22 protein-coding genes are annotated in these 19,382 nt (G+C 39.8%); 19 read left to right on the top strand and 3 right to left on the bottom strand.

What is annotated here, in order from left to right; all coding sequences use genetic code 11:
* Positions 1-6: 6 nt before the first annotated feature.
* From AC3WR0_RS13455 to yodN, 11 genes are all read left to right on the top strand, one after another.
* Positions 7-705, top strand: a complete 699-nt coding sequence (locus AC3WR0_RS13455; RefSeq protein ID WP_492552790.1) for a CoA transferase subunit A — start codon at positions 7-9, stop codon at positions 703-705.
* Positions 684-1,349, top strand: a complete 666-nt coding sequence (locus tag AC3WR0_RS13450) for a 3-oxoacid CoA-transferase subunit B (protein WP_492552828.1) — start codon at positions 684-686, stop codon at positions 1,347-1,349. The genes AC3WR0_RS13455 and AC3WR0_RS13450 overlap by 22 nt, the downstream gene beginning before the upstream one ends.
* Before the next feature lie 42 nt (positions 1,350-1,391).
* Entirely contained in the window at positions 1,392-2,681 is a 1,290-nt protein-coding gene (locus tag AC3WR0_RS13445; RefSeq protein ID WP_492552789.1) for a peptidase, read from the top strand.
* Complete coding sequence (gene gabT, locus AC3WR0_RS13440; protein ID WP_492552788.1) at positions 2,678-4,015, top strand: 4-aminobutyrate--2-oxoglutarate transaminase; 1,338 nt, start codon at positions 2,678-2,680, stop codon at positions 4,013-4,015. Before AC3WR0_RS13445 ends, gabT begins: the two co-directional genes overlap by 4 nt.
* 107 nt (positions 4,016-4,122) lie before the next feature.
* Positions 4,123-5,544: an aldehyde dehydrogenase family protein gene (locus AC3WR0_RS13435; RefSeq protein ID WP_492552787.1), complete on the top strand. Its 1,422-nt coding sequence runs from the start codon at positions 4,123-4,125 to the stop codon at positions 5,542-5,544.
* Between the two features lie 179 nt (positions 5,545-5,723).
* The gene (ablB, locus tag AC3WR0_RS13430; protein ID WP_492552786.1) at positions 5,724-6,575 is read left to right on the top strand and encodes a putative beta-lysine N-acetyltransferase; all 852 of its coding nucleotides are present in this window, start codon (positions 5,724-5,726) and stop codon (positions 6,573-6,575) included.
* A gap of 69 nt (positions 6,576-6,644) precedes the next feature.
* The gene (locus AC3WR0_RS13425) at positions 6,645-8,051 is read left to right on the top strand and encodes a sigma-54 interaction domain-containing protein (protein ID WP_492552785.1); all 1,407 of its coding nucleotides are present in this window, start codon (positions 6,645-6,647) and stop codon (positions 8,049-8,051) included.
* Between the two features lie 185 nt (positions 8,052-8,236).
* Complete coding sequence (gene kamA / locus AC3WR0_RS13420) at positions 8,237-9,673, top strand: lysine 2,3-aminomutase (protein ID WP_492552784.1); 1,437 nt, start codon at positions 8,237-8,239, stop codon at positions 9,671-9,673.
* Between the two features lie 14 nt (positions 9,674-9,687).
* Positions 9,688-9,978, top strand: coding sequence for a YokU family protein (locus AC3WR0_RS13415; RefSeq protein ID WP_492552783.1), 291 nt, complete (start codon positions 9,688-9,690; stop codon positions 9,976-9,978).
* 113 nt (positions 9,979-10,091) lie between these two features.
* The gene (locus AC3WR0_RS13410; RefSeq protein WP_492552782.1) at positions 10,092-10,313 is read left to right on the top strand and encodes a YozE family protein; all 222 of its coding nucleotides are present in this window, start codon (positions 10,092-10,094) and stop codon (positions 10,311-10,313) included.
* 143 nt (positions 10,314-10,456) lie between these two features.
* Positions 10,457-11,155: a germination protein YodN gene (gene yodN, locus AC3WR0_RS13405; protein WP_492552781.1), complete on the top strand. Its 699-nt coding sequence runs from the start codon at positions 10,457-10,459 to the stop codon at positions 11,153-11,155.
* Here the strand turns inward: yodN and AC3WR0_RS13400 are convergent.
* A complete protein-coding gene (locus AC3WR0_RS13400) occupies positions 11,152-11,322 on the bottom strand; it encodes a hypothetical protein (RefSeq protein ID WP_492552780.1) in 171 nt (56 codons plus the stop codon). The genes yodN and AC3WR0_RS13400 overlap by 4 nt on opposite strands.
* Positions 11,323-11,493: 171 nt before the next feature.
* Here AC3WR0_RS13400 and AC3WR0_RS13395 point away from each other — a divergent pair, with 171 nt between their 5' ends.
* From AC3WR0_RS13395 to AC3WR0_RS13385, 3 genes are all read left to right on the top strand, one after another.
* The gene (locus AC3WR0_RS13395) at positions 11,494-11,670 is read left to right on the top strand and encodes a YozD family protein (protein ID WP_492552779.1); all 177 of its coding nucleotides are present in this window, start codon (positions 11,494-11,496) and stop codon (positions 11,668-11,670) included.
* 197 nt (positions 11,671-11,867) lie between these two features.
* Positions 11,868-12,638 carry a sporulation protein gene (locus tag AC3WR0_RS13390; protein WP_492552778.1) on the top strand — a complete coding sequence of 257 codons (771 nt, stop codon included), beginning with the start codon at positions 11,868-11,870 and terminating at the stop codon, positions 12,636-12,638.
* A 118-nt stretch (positions 12,639-12,756) separates the two neighbouring features.
* A complete protein-coding gene (locus AC3WR0_RS13385; RefSeq protein ID WP_492552777.1) occupies positions 12,757-13,065 on the top strand; it encodes a YodL domain-containing protein in 309 nt (102 codons plus the stop codon).
* Between the two features lie 65 nt (positions 13,066-13,130).
* Here AC3WR0_RS13385 and AC3WR0_RS13380 read toward each other — a convergent pair whose 3' ends face one another.
* Positions 13,131-13,265: a hypothetical protein gene (locus AC3WR0_RS13380; protein WP_492552776.1), complete on the bottom strand. Its 135-nt coding sequence runs from the start codon at positions 13,263-13,265 to the stop codon at positions 13,131-13,133.
* 227 nt (positions 13,266-13,492) lie between these two features.
* On the opposite strand from AC3WR0_RS13380, the gene deoD reads away from it, so the two are divergent.
* The 3 genes from deoD to AC3WR0_RS13365 all read left to right on the top strand — a co-directional run bounded on the left by deoD (position 13,493) and on the right by AC3WR0_RS13365 (position 16,956).
* The gene (deoD, locus tag AC3WR0_RS13375; protein ID WP_492552775.1) at positions 13,493-14,197 is read left to right on the top strand and encodes a purine-nucleoside phosphorylase; all 705 of its coding nucleotides are present in this window, start codon (positions 13,493-13,495) and stop codon (positions 14,195-14,197) included.
* A 324-nt stretch (positions 14,198-14,521) separates the two neighbouring features.
* Positions 14,522-15,337, top strand: coding sequence for a M15 family metallopeptidase (locus AC3WR0_RS13370; RefSeq protein ID WP_492552774.1), 816 nt, complete (start codon positions 14,522-14,524; stop codon positions 15,335-15,337).
* A gap of 122 nt (positions 15,338-15,459) precedes the next feature.
* Positions 15,460-16,956, top strand: coding sequence for a lmo1851 family serine protease (locus AC3WR0_RS13365; protein ID WP_492552773.1), 1,497 nt, complete (start codon positions 15,460-15,462; stop codon positions 16,954-16,956).
* 64 nt (positions 16,957-17,020) lie between these two features.
* Here the strand turns inward: AC3WR0_RS13365 and AC3WR0_RS13360 are convergent, their stop codons facing one another.
* The gene (locus AC3WR0_RS13360) at positions 17,021-17,734 is read right to left on the bottom strand and encodes an AlbA family DNA-binding domain-containing protein (protein ID WP_492552772.1); all 714 of its coding nucleotides are present in this window, start codon (positions 17,732-17,734) and stop codon (positions 17,021-17,023) included.
* A 291-nt stretch (positions 17,735-18,025) separates the two neighbouring features.
* Between AC3WR0_RS13360 and AC3WR0_RS13355 the strand changes: the two genes are divergently transcribed.
* A complete protein-coding gene (locus tag AC3WR0_RS13355) occupies positions 18,026-18,415 on the top strand; it encodes a hypothetical protein (protein ID WP_492552771.1) in 390 nt (129 codons plus the stop codon).
* Positions 18,416-18,432: 17 nt separating this feature from the next.
* A complete protein-coding gene (locus AC3WR0_RS13350; RefSeq protein ID WP_492552770.1) occupies positions 18,433-19,362 on the top strand; it encodes a CobW family GTP-binding protein in 930 nt (309 codons plus the stop codon).
* The last annotated feature ends 20 nt before the right edge of the window (positions 19,363-19,382 follow it).

The following is a 19,382-nucleotide window of genomic DNA, read 5'->3' as shown; positions in this document are numbered from 1 at the left end:
AAGAGAATGGAAAACCTTTTTGGGAAAATAGCCGAAGTCGATCAGGTTATGAATTTTTTTCATGATAACATGGTGCTTATGTTTGGAGGCTTTGGGGGAGTAGGTTCACCTCCGCTTTTAATTAGTGAGATCTTAGAAAAGGGCGTAAAGGATCTAATCCTTATAGGAAATGATACTGGTTTTCCGCATATCGGAATTGGAAGGATCGTCAGCCAGGGGAGAGCAAAGAAGGTAATCGCTTCCCATATTGGCTCAAATCCTATAGCAGGTAAGCTAATGACAGAAGGAAAAATGGAAGTGGAGTTTTCTCCGCAGGGAATTTTAGCGGAAAGAATTCGGGCAGGCGGAACAGGGCTGCCAGCAATTTTAACCGACATAGGGCTTGATAATGAAATGGTTTCAAATGGAAAACCGCAGTTTGAACTGAATGGCAAAAAGTATTTAGTAGAAACGGCGCTAAAAGCTGATGTTTCTATTGTTTATGCCAAAAAAGCCGATAGTTATGGCAACCTGGTTTATGACAAAAGTGCACGTAATACAAACCCTCTTGTGGCGATGGCAGGGGCAATTACGATTGCAGAGGTGGAGGAGATCGTTCCAGTTGGCTATCTTGATCCGGAGGAAATCGTCACCCCAGGAGTGTTCGTGGACTATGTCATACAGTCGGGAGGGGTGAATTGGAAATGGGCATGGGAATCGAATTGAGGAACCGGATAGCCAGAAGAGCCTCCGAAGAAATTCGTAATGGAATGGTAGTAAATCTGGGTATTGGTATCCCGTCCCTGGTACCAGATTTTCTTCCGTCTGATATGAGAGTGATGTTTCATGCCGAAAACGGCATTCTTGGCATGGGTCCCAGCCCGGCAGTCGGGGAAGAAGATGAGAATTTATGTAACGCTGGCGGCTTCCCGGTTACTCTTATACCGGGAGGAGCTTATTTCGACAGCTCCCTTGCCTTTGGTATGATTCGGTCCGGAAAAGTAGATCTTACCATTCTTGGATCCCTCCAGGTCAGTGAAAAAGGAGACCTTGCCAATTGGATTGTACCAGGTAAAAAGGTCCCGGGGATGGGCGGCGCCATGGAGCTTGCCCAAAAAGCAAAAAAGGTCATCGTTGTCATGAATCATTGTGATAAAGCAGGAAATCCCAAAATGGTTTCTTCCTGTACATTACCCCTTACCTCAGCTGAATGTGTGGATTTGATTATTACCGAACTGGCTGTTTTTGAAATCAAGAACAGTAAGCTCTGGCTAAAAGAGCTTTTTGCCCCCTATGATATCCAGACTGTTATTGAAAAGACCGGCTGTGGAATTAACCTTCCTGAAAAAATCCGAAAAATTGCTTACTAGACTTCATTGAAAAAGTACTTATTCGCGGGGAGTGAAGAAAGAATGGAAAAGATTCAGGAAAGAATTTTTGCATGGCTAAAAGATAACCGTCCAAGAACAGCGAGATTCCTGCAGAAGCTCGTGCAGGAAAACAGCACCCGTGGAAACGAAAGCAGCGCACAAGCGATCATTATAGAAAAATGCCGGCAAATTGGCCTGGAGCTTGATATCTGGGAAATTGGCGATGAAAAGCTTTACCAGCATGAGGCCTATTGTTCAGACAGGGGTCAATATGAAGGGAACCCCAATGTTGTTGCAGTCTTGAAAGGAACCGGCGGTGGTAAATCGATTATTCTTAACGGACATATTGATGTTGTTCCTGTAGGAGATTTAAATAACTGGGTTCATGATCCTTTCAGCGGCCATATTGAAAAGGGCAGGCTTTATGGCAGAGGTTCAACTGATATGAAGGGAGGAACGGCGGCCATGTTGATGGCAGTCGGGGCCCTAGCCGCTGTGGGTGTGAAGCTTAAAGGTGATGTGATTTTCCAGAGCGTTATAGAAGAAGAAAGCGGAGGAGCCGGCACTCTTGCGGCCGTATTAAGAGGGTACAGGGCGGATGGTGCTATTATTCCTGAGCCTACAAATCTAAAAATATTTCCAAAACAGCAGGGCTCCATGTGGTATCGGATCACTGTAAAGGGAAGGGCTGCACATGGCGGCACACGGTATGAAGGAGTAAGTGCAATCGAAAAAACTTCCCTCGTCATCCAGGCTCTTCAGGAGCTTGAGCGGGAAAGAAATACTAGAATTACAGATCCTCTCTATCACAGTATTCCAATCCCGATCCCTATTAATATCGGAAAAATTCAGAGTGGGGAATGGCCTTCCTCTGTTCCCGATACAGCTATTCTCGAAGGAAGAATGGGTGTTGCACCGGATGAAGAGATGCTTTCGGCACAGGATGAGCTGGAATCCAAGCTTAATAAAGTACAGGAAAACGATCCGTGGCTGAAGGAAAACCCTTTGAAGGTGGAGTGGTTTGGCGGCCGCTGGCAGCCTGGAAGTCTTGAGGAGAATCATCCTTTATTAGGTGCCGTAAGCGAAAGCTACAAAGAAATTTTCAAAGAAGAACCAGTAATCGAGGCTTCACCATGGGGAACAGATGGAGGAATTTTATCCCGTTATGGAGGAACCCCAGTAGTTGTGTTTGGTCCGGGTATAACTGAAACGGCTCATGATGCCAATGAACATATTATTCTTGAAGATTTGTATAAATCGGCTGAAATTATCGCTCTCACTTTATTAAAGTGGTGTGGGGTGGATTCACAAGGAGAGGGGGAGAAGGAATGAAATCAATTAATATAAAGACCTGTCTTCCGGGGCCTAAGGCAGCAGAGCTTTTGGACAGAAAAAATAAAAATGTTCCGAAAGGTCCTTTTAATACGATTCAGACGTTTGCCAGTAAAGCAGAAGGAGCGCTAATAACAGACGTCGATGGGAATACATTTATTGATTTTGCAGGTGCCATTGGAACGCTCAATGCCGGCCATTGTCCACCAAGGGTGGTAGAAGCGCTACACCGCCAGATAAATTCATATCTTCACCCTTGCTTCCATGTCATGATGTATGAGCCATATATAGAACTTGCGGAAACATTGAACAGTATTACGCCTGGGAATCATGCTAAAAAAACATTCTTTTTAAGCAGCGGGGCAGAGGCCGTTGAAAATGCCGTTAAAATAGCTCGGAAATATACTGGCAGGAAAGCCATTATTTCATTTGAACGCGGCTTCCATGGAAGAACCTATATGGCTATGTCGCTAACTAGTAAGGTAAAGCCCTATAAATACGAATTTGGTCCATTTGTTCCTGATACCTATAAGTGGGCTTATCCCTACTATTACCGCTCTGAATTTTCAACCGCTGAACAGCTGGATGAAGCACTGCTAAACCGCTTTGAGACGTTTTTTCAAAGCGAAGTTCCTCCGGAAGATGTCGCTGCCGTTATCATGGAACCCGTCCAGGGTGAGGGTGGATTTGTTATCCCTTCCAGGAAATTTGTTCAGGAAGTTAAGGCATTATGTGAAAAATATGGAATTCTTTTTATAGCAGACGAGGTACAGACGGGTTTTGGAAGAACGGGAAAAATGTTTGCCATTGAGCACTTTGATGTTATTCCTGATCTGATAACCATGTCTAAGTCCATTGCAGCAGGACTGCCAATCAGTGCTGTTACAGGCAGAGCTGAAATAATGGATGCGCCCAATGTAGGCGAAATCGGTGGAACGTATGGCGGAAGCCCGCTTGGCTGTGTTGCCGCCCTTGAAGTAATTAAAACAATACAGGAAGATGATTTGCTGGAAAGAGCAAATTTAATTGGGAAGGTTTTTAAAGAAAGATTTGAAAGACTGCAGGTGGAGCAAATCGGAGAAGTACGGCAATTAGGGGCGATGTGTGCGATTGAATTTGTAAAGGATAGGGCAGGCAGAGAACCCAATAAAGAACTTGTTCAAAGGGTTGTCCAGAACTGTCATCAGAATGGCCTAGTAGTTATGACAGCAGGCTTATACGGAAATATTATTCGTCTGCTGGTTCCTCTGGTGGTGACCGACAGCCAGCTTAATGAAGGGATAGCAGTACTTGAAAAAGCAATCAAAACCTGTACTCAGACCCAAAAAGCATAGCCTTGCAGGAATTTACTTCAATTTTTGAAAGCATATTCCTCGATTTATCATATGAATCATAAGAAAATAGAAATAGATTAGATAAATCCTGCGGGGAGGTTTTTGTTTTGAAGCAGCTATTATGGATTAATGGTCAATACGCAGAAACTGAAAAGTACAACGAATTAAAGGGACCGTTTGGTCACGAAAAAATCGCAGATGTTGCTATGGCTTCGGAAACTGATGTACTGAATGCTATTTCAGCTGCAGAAGAAGCTTCTCTGAAAATGGCTGAGCTTACCGCTCATCAAAGAGCAGAAATACTCGAGAAAGTTGCTGAGCTGTTAAAAGAAAACAGAGAAGAATGTGCCCGTATCATAGCAAAGGAAGCAGCAAAACCGATAAAAGCTGCGCGGGCAGAAGTGGACCGGACCATCATGACTTATAAATTTGCGTCCCATGAAGCAAGAAGAATTCATGGTGAAACGGTACCTATGGATGCAGCCCCGGGAGGCGAAGGAAGGCTTGCGTTTACAGTAAGAGAGCCGCTGGGTGTTATTGGAGCCATTACTCCATTTAATTTTCCTATGAATCTTGTTGCCCATAAAGTGGGCCCTGCTGTTGCCGCAGGTAATACAGTTGTTCTTAAGCCTGCCAGCCAAACTCCGCTTTCTGCTTATAAAATTGCTGAATATTTTCATGAAGCAGGACTTCCATCAGGAGCATTAAACGTTGTTTCCGGCAGCGGAAGTAAGGTGGGCGACGTTCTAATGAACGATGATCGGATCAAAATGATAACCTTTACCGGTAGCCCGGAGGTAGGGAAATATATCAGAGAAAACTCCGGCCTTAAAAGGGTAACACTTGAACTAGGTTCCAATTCAGGAGTCATTGTCGATGAAGGAGTTAATCTGGAAAAGGCAGTACCTCGGATCGTTACAGGAGCATTTGCTTACCAGGGCCAGGTCTGCATCTCTGTACAGCGCATATATGTGCATGAAAGTATTTTCGATTCTTTTGTGGAGCTTTTCCTTCAGGAAACTCGTAAATTGAAATTGGGTGACCCCCTTCACGAAGATACTGATATTTCTGCCCTGATTTCAAAAAATGATTTTGAGCGAACAAAAGACTGGGTTAATGAGGCAGTAGAAAATGGCGCTGTTTTGGCTAGTGGAGGAGAATCCAGAGAAGGTGTGTTTACTCCAACCGTTCTTCTAAATGCTTCTCCAAAAGACAAGGTTTCCTGTGAAGAAGCCTTTGCCCCTATTGTCCATATTAATAAATTCAAAACAGTCGATGAAGCAATCGGCATGGTAAATGAATCAAAATATGGCCTTCAGGCAGGTATTTTCACCAATGATATCAACAAAGCATTGAAAGCTGCGAAAAAGCTGGAAGTGGGAGGGGTTATGATTAATGAAATCCCAACCTTCCGCGTGGATCAAATGCCATATGGCGGAGTTAAATTAAGTGGAATGGGCCGAGAGGGCATTAAATATGCAGTAGAAGAAATGACTGAATTAAAGCTTATCAGCATTAAGACGGAATAATATGGTTGTGAAAAAATGCCTGGCCTTTTTTAAGGCCAGGCATTTTAAAATATAAGGGTACTTTAAAAGACCTTTTATCATGTGGCTGTCTTAAAGCAGATTCCGTTGAAATCATCAAACAAGTTTTACAGATTCTATAATGTAAGAGCCAAATATAAAGAAAAGAAAGGAGAAAATCCATGCATCAGCCATCTTCCACCGTTTATTTAAATAAAGAGAACTATTATATGGAAGTTTTTTTGGACCCTTTTAATAAAAGGGTACGGATTGATGATTACCGGGGCAACTTATCGGTACTATTAAATAAATCTGAGGATTTAGCACAGGAGAATCAGGCCGAAAAACTGATTGTTAAAGGGAGACCGGAGCACATCGGCCATTTCATTGAAGCTGGATATGGGCTTGAAGCGAAGATTAGTGGATATTTTCGCGGAACAGATGCCTACTTTTTCACGAAATATTATAGTTCAGAAAGAAAAAAGAATGATCATTGGATAACAGAAGACGGAATGGTTAAAAGTATTATTCACTTAAATAAGCCAAAGGACCTATCTCATCCTCCTGCAAAATTTACTCTTATAAAGGCTGAAGAACGTCATGCTGAAAAACTCGCCACTTTATACGGGAAGGTGTTCAAAATATATCCCACACCGCTTCAGCAGCCCGAATATATTAAGAAAACAATGAGTGAAGGAACCGTTTATTTTATTTATATGGATGACAATGAAATCATTAGTGCCGCATCTGCTGAAATAAATGATTTTTATAAAAATGCAGAATTGACCGATTGTGCAACCCTTCCGGAGTATCGACAGCACGGATTAATGAAGTTTTTATTGAAGCGGCTGGAGCGAGAGCTGCTTGAGAGAGGAATTTATTGCTCCTATTCCATCGCAAGGGCACTATCCTTCGGTATGAACGCGGTCCTGCATCAGCTTGGTTACCGATATCAGGGAAGACTCATGAATAACTGCTATATATATGACAAGCTTGAAAATATGAACGTCTGGGTTCGAAATCTAGCAGAGTGACAGAAAACGGGCAAACGGTGACAATTTTTCGGCATCTCCTTCATATAGTTTGTAAGGAGGTGCTAGAGAATGGTTCAAATAGCAGACATGACAAATGAAGTCTTATCAGCCATATTAAAAAGCATTGATGAGGGCATTCATGCCGTTAATACGGAGGGTAAAACGATTTTTTATAACAAAGTGGCTGCAAAGCATGATGGACTCACAATTGATGAAGTCCTTGGCAGACCCCTGCTTGAGGCTTTTCCTTCCCTGACTGAAAATTCCAGTACCCTGCTGCGAGTCATTAGAACACAAAAGCCTATTTATAACCAGACACAGGTTTATGTTAATAAGCATGGAAACCGAATTGAAACCATGAATACAACCCTTCCCATTTTTGTGCGAAATAAAGTTATTGGTGCAGTCGAGATTGCGAAGGATTATTCCAGGATGAAGCTTTTAGCAGAGAGACTGCTGGAGCTGCAAAAAGGTTTTTCTAACCTGGAAAAAAGCGGCCGGCCGGGTAAAAATGTTAAATATACGTTTAGTGACTTAATGACAGTGAACCCTGAGTTTATTCGAATCAAAGCAGAAGCAATGAAGCTTGCCAAGGCCAATTCGCCCATTTTGGTATATGGTGAAAGCGGAACAGGAAAGGAACTGTTTGTTCAGGGAATACATGAAGCATCACGCAGATCAAATGGTCCTTTTATCGCCCAAAACTGTGCTGCTATACCGGAAACTCTTTTGGAGAGTATCCTGTTCGGTACTGCAAAGGGCAGCTATACCGGTGCAGTTGAAAGAAAAGGGTTATTTGAGCTTGCTGATGGCGGTACACTTTTTCTTGATGAACTTCATACCATGCCGATAGAGCTGCAGGCCAAGCTTTTAAGAGTACTTGAAGAGGGTACTGTCAGGAGAGTAGGCAGTTCACAAAATATATCCATAAATGTTCGTGTAGCTGCGGCAATGAATGAACATCCGAGCCAGGCCCTTCAGGAAAAAAAACTGCGTTCAGATCTATATTACAGATTAAATGTATTCACATTTTCCCTCTTGCCGCTAAGGGAGAGAAAGGATGATATCCTATTCCTAACAGACTATTTCATAAAAATGTATAATGCCGATTTAAATAAGGCTGTTAGCGGAATTGAGAGGGAAGTGGAGATTTTGTTTCTTCAATACCAATGGCCGGGAAATGTCAGGGAGTTGAAGCATTCACTCGAATATATGATGAATGTATGCGAAGAGGAAAAGCTGTCATTTAGTGATTTGCCCATTATGTTAAAGCATCAATCTCTGCCTTCTGAAGAACTCCAAATCAGTGCAGAATCTCTTTCTTTAAGGAAAAATATTAGGAACTTGGAAGAAAAGCTGATTGAAAGTGCATTGGAAAAGACAGGAAGGAATATCAATCAAGCAGCAAAATTGCTTGAAATTCCCCGGCAAACACTTCAATACAAAATACAAAAGTACTCAGGAACTGTCGAGTAAAAAATTGAAGACGAAAATTAGTTAACTTAGCCACTTAGTAATCCTCCTAGCCCAGACTGCCGGAAATCCGGCAGTTTTTTTACTTTAAAAATCTTAAACAGCTTAATAATCAATAAAATGCCCTATATAAAAGTTGGCACGAAAATTGCAAAGAGTTATGCAAAGGGTATTAGGAGGAATTTATCATGAAACATGATTTATATAAGCCTAAAAGGCATTGGAAGGATATAGAGTTGTGGAAGGGTGTTACAGAGGAACAGTGGAATGATTGGCTCTGGCAGCTTACAAATACAGTAAGAAATTTAGATGATTTAAAAAAGGTTATAAACCTGACTCCAGAAGAGGAAGAGGGAGTAAGGATTTCGACAAAGACGATCCCACTTAATATAACGCCCTACTATGCCTCACTTATGAATCCAGATGATCCGCGATGCCCAATCCGCATGCAGTCCGTTCCAATTTCAAAAGAGATTTTTAAAACAAAGTATGACCTGGAGGATCCTCTCCATGAAGATGAGGATTCGCCTGTTCCTGGGCTTACACACCGCTATCCTGATCGTGTTTTGTTCCTGGTAACGAACCAATGTTCAATGTATTGCCGTTATTGCACCAGAAGGCGCTTTTCAGGCCAAATTGGCATGGGAGTGCCAAAAAAACAGCTGGATGCCGCTATTTCATATATTGCCAATACACCGCAAGTACGAGATGTTTTAATTTCCGGCGGTGACGGTTTGCTCATTAATGACAACATCCTGGAATATATATTAAAAAACCTGCGAGAAATCGATCACGTGGAAATAATTAGAATAGGTACGAGAGCCCCTGTGGTTTTTCCTCAGAGAATTACCGAAAATTTGTGTAATATCCTGAAAAAATATCATCCGGTCTGGCTGAATACACATTTTAACACTTCAATTGAAATTACCGAAGATTCCAAGCGGGCATGTGAAATGCTCGCAAATTCTGGGGTCCCAGTTGGAAATCAATCAGTAATCCTTGCAGGAATCAATGACAGTGTCCCTATTATGAAAAAGTTAATGCATGACCTTGTAAAGATTCGAGTCCGTCCATACTATATTTATCAATGTGATTTATCTGAAGGAATTGGACATTTTAGGGCACCCGTTTCAAAAGGCCTTGAAATAATTGAAGGATTGCGGGGACACACATCGGGATATGCTGTACCAACCTTTGTTGTGGATGCTCCGGGCGGGGGCGGCAAAATTTCACTTCAGCCAAATTACCTCATTTCACAAAGTGCCAGCAAGGTTGTTCTTCGTAATTTTGAGGGAGTGATAACTTCTTATCCTGAGCCAGAAAATTATACGCCAGGAAAAGCAGAAGATTATTTTCAGCAGGTTTACCCGAACATGGAGGAGAAAAGATCAAATGTTGGTATTTCCTCGATAATGAATGACAGCCAATTTAATCTTGTACCAGAGGGGCTGGCAAGATTAAACCGCAGGGAGCAATATGCCCATGATCCAGGTCACATGTCTTTAAAAGATAAGCGAGAAAAAAGGGATGAGCTGAAAGAAAAGAAGTTTAAGGTGCAAAGTGAAAAAACAACCCAGCAGCCCAACTTGCCAAAATCGGAGGGAGAAACTGCAGCAAAAGAGTAAGGGGGGATAATAAAATGGCCAGTGTATGTGAATGGTGCGGCAGTCCTAGCTTTAAAATAGAAACAAAAAAGGTATACTGGGAACTTCCCGATGGAACTGGTGCGATTGAAATCACAGACACTCCAACTGTTTGTTGCGGAGATTGTGGAATGACCTATCAAACCACTGACACTGTTAAGGAAATTGAGGACCAATTGTTCCTGATTAATACCAAACAACTCTCCAATAGTGTAAGTTATGGTGAATTAATGGAAAAAACACGTTTGTTAAAAAGAAACTATTTTGATTTCAGCGGCGAGGAATAGAATTACGGAGGCAGAGGATTAAGTTTTAAAAGATGGACGGGGGAGAAAAATCCGTTATAATATATAAACTAGAGAGTCCGGGTTTGTCCGGGCAAAAAAGAAAGGCGTTTAATATGAGTAAATCATTTTATCATTTCTTAATGAAATACCGTCATCCGAAACCTCCGGATAATATCAGCCGCTTTGCAAATGATGCCTATCTAGACCATAGCTTTCCAAAGAATTCTTTTAATTACGAAGAAATAACTTCTTACTTGGAATTAAACGGACAGTATTTAGAGAGTATGGCTATTTTCGATGATGCCTGGGATTTGTATCTCTTAATTGAAGGCTAAAAACATAAAAATATAAGTAAATTGATGATCGCCTCTTTTTATAAGAAGGCGATTTTTTCTTTTCTTAAACGTCGCCTCCTCCATCCCTATGCATATAATATTGTAATCAATTTTCACGGCTCATCATTGAGAGGATGGAGGATATGGATAAAAGAAAAAAACCGAAATATAAGATCGGTGATACAGTCGTGATAACCATGTATGGGACAGTCGGGAAAATTACCGACGTAAAATGGCTGGAAGATAAGTATGTTTATGAAGTCAATAACAGTGAAGGTCTTTACCTTGAATCTGGCCTTCAATTGCTATCAGAGTATGAGGGCAGTGTGGTTGAACAGGAACATATAGATATAGAATATAAATTTTTCTTTGGGGATTTAGTTCAGGTAACGGGATATAGCTCGGATCTTTTTAAAGTTGTAGGTTTCCGTACGGAAATTTGGCGTTACAAAGAAGACGCATGGGAAGATGTGATCTATGAACTATCACGGGTTAGCGATGGGGAATGGCTTGAAGCTAACGAAGAGGAGTTAACCCTTGTTGCTGATTCCGAAAGTGCCGATACGTTTATTCAGAAACTTGGCCTTTTGCATCCGATCAATAAACAGCAGAATAAGAAAGTCAACTTAGAAAAGCCTGCACAGGGCTACAGGAAGGCTGAAAGGGAAGAGATGGACCGAAAAAAAGACCGGCAGCAATTAATCGACCATCTTTTGGATATTTATAATGATTACCGTATATTATACGAAATGTTCCATGACCAGGAATATTACCATGTAATGAGGGTGGTTGTGAGAAAATTGCAAAGCCTAATGAATAATGATGGGAAAAGTCACGTTTAGTTCATTTGGAAAAATGATAATAGAACATATAAAAAGAAAGGGATACAACCCCATTTAATCATCATAAAAAGAAGGTCTGTAAAGTTTCCAAAAAGGGGAATCAATAAGCCTTCATCGTTGTTTACATCCTGAATTAAATTCTCGACTATTACCTTAAACCCTTTCATAACATCCACTCCAATTCAATCATTTGTGTTTCAATATATGCTTGTCCTAAAATGAATAGAATAAGATATTAAAAATTCAAGAATGGGAGCATTGAATGTATACGCTTTTTCTATTTAAATAGCATGAAAAAGCTTGGACCTTCATACATTCAGTAAAAAGGGGGAGATGCTATGAGAGAAATTGAAGTATTTATTGATACGGAAGAAATTGCGGAATTTTTCTTTCATCAGCTTACGAAAAGAGGTTATGTTCCCTCCGAAGAGGAGCTTGAAGAACTTGCAGACATCACCTTCGAATACTTAATTGAGAAAAGTATTATTGATGAAGAAGTTGAAGGAGAAGATTAATCTGCAAGGGAATAGATAATCTCCCATTGTTATAAATTCTAAAAATATGCAACTATCAGTGATAAGCAAAAAAAAGACGGAGCAGCAGGCTTCGTCTTTTTTACATGCAGCTTTCCTTTTTTGAAACCTTTCAGGCTGCACATCGTATGTATCAATAAGTAAACACAGAAAGTATTTTAGTAAGGGGGAGAAAGCTTATGTCATTTTTCAATAAAGTTTTTGCCAGTGTGGGAATAGGGGCGGCATCTGTTGACACCAAATTGGAAAAAGAAACCTACATGCCGGGAGAAACCATGAAGGGCTCTATTTTTGTAAAAGGAGGAAGCGTGGATCAGGAAATTGATGAGATTATTCTGTCAGTCCACACAACTTATGTGAAAGAATCGAATGATAGAAAATATAATGTTTCAGCCTGCATTGAAAGGATGGCTGCTGCCGCTCCGTTTATTATAAGGGCTGGAGATGAGAGAGCTTTTCCTTTTTCCTTTAAGCTGCCTGAGGACACGCCTATTACAATAGGAAGAACAAAAATCTGGCTTTCAACTGGGCTTGATATCAAGAATGCCATGGATCCCAGCGACCAGGACTATATAAAAGTAATCCCAACAAATTTAATGGCTGCTGTACTCCATTCCGTTCAGGACCTCGGTTTCCGTTTAAGGGAAGCGGATTGCCAGGAGGCTCCAAGGCGATTGAGAGGGCGAACGCCGTTTATTCAGGAATTCGAGTATGTTCCTGCTTCGGGAAGGTTCCGTGGCCTTTTGGATGAATTGGAAGTTGCCTTCTTCCCTGCTGGCAATGGAAATATCAATGTACTTTTACAAGTTGACCGAAGAGCAAGGGGGCTTGCAGGCCTATTGTCAGAAGCCCTGGAAATGGATGAGACACATGTAAGTCTTACTCTATCTCCTTCTGATATTTCAGTAGTACCTGACAGACTGGAAAGAACAATTGAAAAATTCGCCTGATTTAACTGCTGATCTTTGTTTGTATTCGACAAAAATAGTGAAATTTTGATGAAGGAAACGAATGGGCAACTGTTTAACTTTATACAAAAGAGTTAACAGAATATTTGGAGGGGTTAACGTGATTAAATTTCTCGCCAAAAAAGCAGCTGTCCATTACGATGTAACCATTTTCCAGACTCCAAGCTTCCGACAAAACAAAGGATACCGTGAAGTATATCGAACCTTAGTCTTTGGCCAGGGTCATAATGATTGCCTTGAAAAGGTATTTAAAAAGTTTAATGTATCTGACTCAATGCCGGGAGATTATATTGGGAGGTTCTTATCCACTGGGGATATTATTATGATTGATCAGGGGAAATTCGGCCAATATTATTATCAATTACAGCCGGATGGATGGAAAACGATCAACCGAATTCATATTAGATGAATAAGTATCCGCTTGCAGGAAGAAGGTATTCACAAAAGGAATACCTTCTTTTTTGATTTTTATCTTTAAACTTTATTTTTTCTGCCGCCAGCAGCAGTCCATTCTTTTGCATGAGCGTTATGTTCCGCCTCGATGGCTTCCGGCGGAATATGATTATTTTTCTTTTTTCCATTTATGCGATTTCGGTGTTTTTTGCCCATTGTTAACCTCCCGCTCAATATGGAATTCAAATGAAATACTTACTCCCTCTTATAAAGGAAGCATGAATACGGCTTTTGCAGTAAAGCCTATATATAGCTTTTCCTTAAAACAAAAAAACATGAACCGGCAGGAAAGGTTTTTCAACCAAAATGTCTTTGTGGTATAGTTGGATTGTTCATTGGTCAAGTTAACCAATTTATTAAATGACTGGAGGATATTCTATTTTATGAGTATACATATTGGAGCAAAAGAAAATGAAATTGCTGAAACAGTACTATTGCCTGGAGACCCTCTGAGAGCAAAATATATTGCTGAAACATTTTTAGAAAATGCTGTTTGTTATAATGAAGTACGAAATATGTTCGGCTTCACTGGAACCTACAAAGGAAAAAGAATTTCTGTTCAGGGTACAGGAATGGGTATTCCCTCTATCTCGATTTATGTAAATGAATTAATGCAAAGCTATAATGTACAAAACCTTATCCGTGTTGGAACTTGCGGAGCGATTCAAAGAGATGTAAAGGTACGTGATGTGATTCTTGCCATGGCAGCTTCTACAGATTCCCAAATGAATCGGTTGACTTTTGAGGGAATTGATTATGCCCCTACAGCGAATTTTGACCTGTTAAAAAAGGCATACGATGCAGGTATAGAAAAGGGTCTTAATCTGAAGGCCGGGAATGTATTTACAGCTGATCAGTTCTATAATGATAATGCCGATCATGAAAAATGGGCTAAATATCAGATTTTGGCCATTGAAATGGAAACGACGGCTCTTTATACACTTGCTGCTAAATTTGGACGTAAAGCTCTTTCAATATTAACAGTTAGTGACCATATTTTAACCGGTGAAGAAACTACTGCAGAAGAACGCCAGCTAACATTCAATGATATGATTGAAGTAGCACTTGAGGCTGCTATTAAGGAATAAATTTTGAACTCCTCCTATTTTGGGAGGAGTTTTTTCATTTAAAGGATAATTTTACAGCTCAAGATGTCCTTTGAGAAATTATCTAGGGGGACATTTGGAGGTGATGAGAAAGAGATTGTACTACATAGGTTTTTTAGTAAGCTAGAATTAGCCGTGTCTATACGTAACAAGAGAAAAGAACTTTATTTTGTGGTCCAACACGTTATGGTTTTTCCATTTTTTTCTCCTTTTATTGGTAAGTCCAAAGTCCTCTGGATTCCATGTTAATCTATGCTAGAATAGATTTATTGTCAAAAAATCTATTTGAACCAGGTGAAATTTATAATGAGAAAGTTTTTATTTATTATCGGATGCAGCATTCTTCTATCGGGCTGCGGAAAGCTTGAGCCGCTCATAAAAAAGCTGCCTTTTACTAATGAACACGAAAGCGTTCAGCACAAAAACAACACTGAAAATAAAAGTAATCACGAAAATAAAAAGGCAACTGTTGGAGGTCCGGTACTACAAGCTGCTTATTTTAATAAAATTAAAGTGGCTGATGGTAAAAAAGTTATTCAGAATCCAGATAATCTATTAGCACTGGTAAATAAAGACTTTGCGCTGCCGGAGAGCTATACGCCTGCCGATCTGGTCCGTCCTAATGTTCCATTTCCGTTTGGAACACAAAAAATCGAAAAAAGTTATATACGCCAGGAAGCCGCAACAGCACTTGAGCGGATGTTTGCTGATGCCAAAAAAGCAGGTGTAGAACTATATGCTGTATCTGGTTATCGGTCATATGCCCGCCAAAAATCTCTGTTTGATGCAGAAGTCAATCATGTAGGAGTAGAAAAGGCCGAACAGGCTGTTGCTGTGCCAGGAAACAGTGAACATCAGACAGGCCTCGCAATGGATATTTCTTCTCCATCACAGCATCTTGATTTAAGCGAAGCTTTCGCTAAGACGAAGGAAGGAAAATGGCTCGCTCAAAATGCACATAAATTTGGTTTTATCCTCCGCTACCCTAAAGGGAAAGAAAGTGTTACGGTTTATGAATTTGAACCATGGCATTTCCGTTATGTGGGTATAAAGGCTGCAACAGAGATATATAAAAGGAACTGGACCCTTGAGGAATATTTTAAAGAGGTAAGAAAAATTTAAAAAGGTGTACTCCGGTATTCCTTTTTTTTCATTATTTTTTAATGAATTGTTCATGAACTTTTCTTTGCTAATATTCTAATAAGAATGTTATTCTAATCAATAAGGATTTTATTACATATGACATGACGGTTACGAAAGTGGTGAATGATTTGGAAGAACAAAAGGTTGATCAGGGACAGGAGAAACCTGAAAAAAAGCCGGGATTTATTCGGCTGAAGAAATGGCAATTATCCTTGATTTTGCTGCTAACAGTCTTACTCACTGCTGGCATAACAGCATTCTCACTTGGAGCAGGCAAAGAGAAAACAGTTGCAATTAATACAAATAGGCCAGAGTTCAATAAACTTTATACTGCCTTTGACACACTTCAAAATGGCTATTATCAAAAATTAGATGAAAAGAAGCTTGTGAATGGTGCTATTAATGGAATGGTTGAATCGCTTGATGATCCATACTCGGATTTTATGAACAATGAGGAATCAAAAGGTTTTCATCAAGTTATTTCCTCTTCCTTTGAAGGAATTGGTGCCGAAATCCAGGAAAAGGATGGGCACATCATCATTGTCTCACCAATTAAAGGTTCTCCGGCTGAAAAAGCAGGGTTAAAACCAAAAGACATCGTTTTATCTGTGGATGGCAAAAGTCTGCAGGGAATGAGCTCTTCCCAAGCAGTAACGCTTATTAGAGGAAAAAAAGGGACAAAGGTAGAGCTTACAATTCAGCGTCCGGGAGCAGAGGGTAATACAAAGGTAAAAATTATCCGCGATGATATCCCGATTGAAACAGTATATGGTGAAATGGTTGGAGATGGAGTGGCGAAGGTCCAATTGACCAACTTCTCAACTAATTCTTCAAAAGAGCTTGTAGAAAAGTTAAATGAACTCCAGAAAAAGGGAATGAAAGGCCTTGTTTTAGATTTACGCCAGAACCCAGGCGGTCTGCTGGACCAGGCTGTAAATATTTCCAGCTTATTTGTTCCAAAAGGAAAAATTTTATTTAAAGTGGAAGACCGAAATGGAAAAATAAAAGAATATACCTCCCAAAACGATGGTAACCCTTCATTGCCTCTTGTCGTTTTAATTGATAAAGGAAGTGCCAGCGCATCCGAAATTCTCGCTTCGGCTGTTAAAGAGTCAGCAGGAATTCCGCTCATTGGTGAAAAATCTTTCGGAAAAGGTACTGTCCAAACTGCTCAGGACTTTCCGGATGGATCCAATCTTAAATTTACAATGGCCAAGTGGCTGACACCAAATGGAAATTGGATTCATAAAAAAGGTATAAAACCGGATTACGATGTTCCACTGCCAGATTATGCGAATCTGCAGGTCATCAATCCGGAAACTGCCATGAAGCTATCCGATTCATCGACTGATGTGAAAAATGCACAAAAAATGCTGAAAGCAATCGGATATGATCCAGGACGGGAAGATGGTTTCTTTGACGAAAAAACCCAGGCTGCGGTTATTAAATTCCAAAAAGATAACAAGCTTGAGACAAACGGAGTATTAAACGGAAAGTCATCTCTAAAGCTTATGGATTTACTTAGAGAGAAAATCGTTAAAAATGATACTCAATTAAATAAGGCAATTGAAGTCTTAAAAGAAAGAATGAAAAAGTAAAGATTTTAAACCCGGAGGCAAGAGCTCCGGGTTTTTGTTTTTTCTTATTGTAATAGCCATGTTTTTAACCTGTTGAAATTATATCCAAATATTGCAGTATTCGAATTTTCTTCTGATCAATAAGCTCTTTTAAAAAAAGAATATATTCTTCGTCTGCTTGCTTGGCAAGCTCCTCGTAAAGCTCTCTTAATTGTTCCAAATGATCCTTTAAAGTAAAATCATTTACACCTGATCCCCCAGACTGTACTTTCCTTAAGACTATTTCTATTAGTTTTTCATTTGTTGCCTCAACGGTTTTGGTTCCCTGGCGAACATAAATAGCACCATATCTTAGCTCGTTTTTACTAAGTACTGATGTATAGGGAACATATTTAGGGTCATATTCAATAAGGAGGGACTGAAACCTTTTATTTTTCAGTAAAGGGGGACCGTTATGGATGAAGTGATAATCTTCAGTCCTAAATTTCAAATTCTTGGGCAGAAGACGTTCAAGTTTATTATCGACGTCTGCTTTGTCCATATACTCTTCTTCACTTAAACCATTCAGCAGGATAGAGCCGTCATCTGTCTGGCTCACACCAAAAATAATACAGCCACCACCGGAATTAGCAATAGCAAGCATGTGTTTTGCAAGTTTGGTAAATTCTATCCACTTCATCTTAAAGTCGAGAAAATCAGATTCGCCCGTATTGTTAAAGAGGAGTTCGGCAAATGAATCATGTGTTGGATTTGAAACAAACCGAGGCAGTGAAGGAGGATTTACATTTTCATATAGCATGATGAAAACCCTTTCTGAAAGAGCTTTAGTATATTATAAGAAAATATACGCCGGGCTGTTAATCCAAAAGAAAAAAATGCTTATAATTTTGCATTAGAAATTTTATTTAGTATAGTATCTTTTACCCGTTTTTAATGTGAAATCTGTATCAGCTAATCATCAGTTCTCAATTGTTTGTAAGGACCTAAAAAATGAATTAAAATTATCTCTTAGGATGATAAAAAAGGAAATGAGCTAAAAAAGGATGATTTAAAATTAAATTAACAAAATAAACCGGGTGGGGTGACAAAGATGAAGCAAATTGTTGATTTTGACAGCCAGCTTAAAGATAAAATCCTTCTCCTGGAAAATGAATGCCAAACAATATGTGAAAAATATAAAGCTATCTATTTTGAAAGGTTTCAGCCAGGTAAAAGTCTTTTGGTTGATGTAATAAGAATACGCAAAGGGAAATCTGCTGATCAAGACGACCTTTTTGAGGAGGATTATGAATCCTTTATTGAAATAGGACTTGAACATGAGGGGGAGTATTACCCCGATGGACATATTCCGCTGTGGAAATGTAAAAGTGAATGGCTTCAAATGACTGGATACCTGACAAACAGGAGTCTTTCACAGATAGAAGCCACTGTCTCAGCGATTCTAACAGAAATGCTGGAAGATAGCAGGCAGGAAGAATAGGGAAGGAATTAATCGAAATGAAAACAGAAGTATACATTTTGTCTGGTTTTCTTGGAAGCGGGAAAACTACCTTATTAAAACGGCTGCTCAAAAATGAACATAAATTAGGCCGCAAAGTAGCTGTAATGATGAATGAGCTGGGAACAGTATCAATCGATTCTGAAGCAGTAGATGAAGATGTTGCATTAAAAGAATTACTTGGAGGATGTATTTGCTGTACAATCCAAGATAAATTAGAGGGACAGATGCAGGGGCTTCTAATGGAAGAAAAACCAGAAGTTATTTATATTGAAACAACCGGGGCTGCTCATCCTATTGAGGTTCTTGATTCTGTGCTGTCTCCTTTGTTTGCTGAGAAGCTAAACGTAAAAGGGATCATTACTACTGTAGACGGTTCAAGATGGCTTGAGCGCAAATCAATGAGTCCACAGCTTCAGCAGCTTTTGCTGGAGCAGGTAAGGCACTCGGATTTTATCATTATAAATAAAATGGATGAATTAACTGATTCCCAGCAGGCCTCCATTACCTATGAAATCCAAAGTATTAACTCGGCATCACAATGCCTGCTTACAACCCATTCCAAGGTTCCTGTTGAGCTATTAAAGAAGCTGCAGCTTTCTGCAAGAAGGTCGGATATTATTCCCGTAACTCAGCAGGATTTAAAATTATCAACTTTTGTTTATCAATTCAAATCTGCTATAAACCAGGAAGAATTCGAACAATTTTTACGAGGTTTACCAGATTCGATTTACCGTATCAAGGGTTACATTAAATTTCCCTATTCCGATAAACCGTATCTTTTTCAGTTTTCTTATGGAATGCCACTTTATATGAAGGAATATATTAATATCCCATTAAACCTGGTTTTTATTGGCGAAGGAATAGACTGGGAGAAAATAGAGGATCAATTGGCACAACTTGAGAGTATTCCTCCAAAAAATAAGTGATGAAAAGAACTCCGCATTGA

The sequence above is a fragment of the Neobacillus sp. FW104-15D2 genome (genome assembly GCF_058790155.1).
This window is presented reverse-complemented; position numbering and strand designations above follow the sequence as displayed.